Consider the following 2,691-nt stretch of genomic DNA (forward strand, 5'->3'; position numbering starts at 1 on the left):
GACGCCTTCCTTGCCCACCTTGTCGATGGCCTCGGCGATGAGCGCGCCGATGGTCGGGTCGGCGGCCGAGATCGACGCGGTGGCGGCGATCTGGTCCTTGGTCTCGATGTCCTTCGCGGCGACGAGGACCCCAGCGACCTCGTAGCCGACGGGGACGGGCAGGTCCGACGGGTCGCCCTGCCGGGTGTGCTTGGTGTCCGCGGGGTTCATCCCGGCGGCACGGACGTCGATCGTCACCTCGCCCGGGCCGGGTGCCGGCACCTCGGTGTCGACGTACTCGAGGACTTCGCTGCCGCCGAACCGCGGTGCAACCCAGTGCTTCGTCATGCCCCCGACGCTACGCGCGCGGTGCCGGACGTCGTCGGGTCCGCAGGGTACGGGACCGCAGCACGAGGAGTGCGGAGCCGGCGACGAGGAGCGCTCCGGCGATCGTGAGCGGGATCGTCGGGTCGCTGCCGGTGAACGCCAGCTCGGCGGGGGACGTCCCCGAGCCACCGCCGCCCGAGCCGGCCGCGACCGGGACCGCCGGAGCGCTCGACGTCGGAGCCGTCGGGGTGGCCGACGGCGACGGGACCACCGCGGGCGCGCGGACGGTCAGGACGTACGTCTCGGTGTCGGCCGGAGCCGTGCCGTTGTCCGCCGTGATCGTCACGGTCGTGGTGCCGGGTGTCGTCGGGGTGCCGGAGATGACCCCGGTGGTGGGGTTGATGGTGAGTCCCGGCGGGAGCGTGCCACCGTCGGAGTACGTCGGCGCCGGGCTGCCGGTCGCGGTCACCGGGAACGAGTACGGCGTCCCGGCGGTCGCTGCCGTGGGCGTACCCGAGGTGATCGTCGGCGCGACCGTCTCGGAGGGCGTCCCGGGGGCCGGGCACCCGGTCGGCGCCGTGATCGTGTTCGTGTCGAGCGTGACCGCGGCGTTCCGTGCGAGGAGTCGGCCGACGACCGTCGCACCCGTGGTGGCCGTGACGGACTGGTCCGCGAGGACGGTGCCCTGGAACTGTGCGGCGCTGCCGATGGTGGCGGAGCTGCCGACCTGCCAGAAGACGTTGCAGGAACTGGCCCCGCCGGTGATGAGGATGCGCGTACCCGACCCGATCGTCAGCGTGGACGCGGCCTGGAACACCCAGACGGAGTCCGCGCTGCCCGCGAGCGTCAGGGTCCCGGTGTCGGCGAGTCGCAGCGCGTCGCCGGTGTACACGCCGGGCGACAGGCTCAGACCGTTCAGCTCGGTGATCCCGGTCTGGGTCGGGGTGAGCGACGCGGCCACGCCGTACGCCGTCGTCGTGTCGGCCTGCGCCTGGGTGGCCGCCGCATCGGTCTGGTGCACCGTGCCGTTCACGATGCCGTTCCCGGTGCCGCCGAAGCCGGTGATCGAGGTGCCCGGCGAGACGCCGAGGTCGCCCTGCACGGTCGTCGGCCCGGTGTTCGTGACGGTGGAGGCACCGAGGACCCCGTAGGTCGCTGCGGTGCCGAGGTCGATCGGACCGTCGATGACGGTCGCGGCCGATGCCGGTGCGGAGGACGCGAGCGCGAGCGCCGCCGCCAGTCCGATCCCGGTGCCGATGAGGGTGAGTGAGCGGACGATGGGCGTGCTGGCCATGACGGCCCCTGCCTGTTCAGGAGAGGTACCGCTCAGGTGCCGAAGGCGCCCGGCACTCGCCGTGCTGCGAGTCTGGCCCGTGTTCCTGCGCAGACCGACCCGGATTGCCAGGTTCGCCGGATCCGCGCGGTTCGGACACGCCCGGTACCGACCGTTCCGGCACCGCGCCCGACGGTAGCGTCGTCTGGTGCCCTCTCCCCACGAAGCCCTCGACCCCGACCGACGCCCGAGCGCGCGGCAGCGGGCCGCGGTGGTCGTCAACCCCTCGGCGGTCGACCTCGCCGCCCTCCGTTCGGCGGTCGCCACCGAACAGGGGTCGCTCGGGTGGGACGACACGGTGTGGTTCGAGACCGCTGCCGGCGACGACGGCCGCGCCGCCGCGCAGGAGGCGCGAGCCGGTGCGCCCGACGTCGTGCTGGTCGTCGGTGGCGACGGCACGCTCCGGGTGGCGGCCGAGGTCCTGCACGGATCCCGGATCCCGATCGCCCTGCTCCCGACGGGGACCGGCAACCTCTACGCACGGAACCTCGGGATCCCGATCGGTGACGTGACGGCTGCCGTCCGGTCGGCGTTCCGCGGCGCGGACCGTCCCGTCGACGTCGCGTTCGCCGCGCTGACCTCGGCGGACGGGGACACCGCCGAGCACGCGTTCCTCGTGATGGCGGGCATCGGTCTCGATGCCCGGATGGCGGCCGAGACGAACGCCGGGCTGAAGAAGCGCTTCGGGTGGCTCGCCTACTCCGACCCGATCCTCCGGTCCGTCGTGGGCAACCGTCAGATCGACCTCCGGTACCGCCTCGACGGCGGCGAGGAGCACGGCATGCGCGCACACACGGTCATCGTCGGCAACTGCGGCACCCTCACCGCCGGTCTCCTGCTCCTGCCCGCTGCGGAACCGGACGACGGACTCCTCGACGCCGTGGCGTTCCGCCCGCGTGGACGTGTCGGGTGGACCAAGATCGGCTACGGCCTCTCGCTCAACCGCTTCTTCCACCGCACGGGCTTCGGCCGCCTGCTCGCACGCTTCCTGCCGCGGTCGCGGACCCTCGGCTACACGACGGCGCGGCGACTCGACCTCGTGCTCGAGAGCC

At 73.3% G+C, this 2,691-nt stretch carries 2 protein-coding genes and 1 pseudogene; 1 reads left to right on the forward strand and 2 read right to left on the reverse strand.

Going from position 1 to position 2,691, the window contains the following annotated elements; translation table 11 throughout:
• Together I5E_RS16045 and I5E_RS16050 are read right to left on the reverse strand one after the other, a co-directional pair.
• Positions 1 to 237, reverse strand: a pseudogene (locus I5E_RS16045) (alcohol dehydrogenase catalytic domain-containing protein); the annotation flags it as partial.
• Between the two features lie 100 nt (positions 238 to 337).
• Positions 338 to 1,600: an ice-binding family protein gene (locus tag I5E_RS16050; protein ID WP_022907879.1), complete on the reverse strand. Its 1,263-nt coding sequence runs from the start codon at positions 1,598 to 1,600 to the stop codon at positions 338 to 340.
• 187 nt (positions 1,601 to 1,787) lie between these two features.
• Here I5E_RS16050 and I5E_RS16055 point away from each other — a divergent pair.
• On the forward strand, positions 1,788 to 2,691 hold a 904-nt coding region (locus tag I5E_RS16055; protein ID WP_261974974.1), incomplete at its 3' end, for a diacylglycerol/lipid kinase family protein.

Origin of the sequence: Curtobacterium sp. B18 (assembly GCF_000333375.1) — a bacterium.
Lineage (GTDB): Bacteria > Actinomycetota > Actinomycetes > Actinomycetales > Microbacteriaceae > Curtobacterium.

Excerpts from the sequence above, each read along its gene's own strand:
- I5E_RS16050 (WP_022907879.1), bottom strand. The coding sequence starts at position 1,600 with ATGGCCAGCACGCCCATCGTCCGCTCACTCACCCTCATCGGCACCGGG.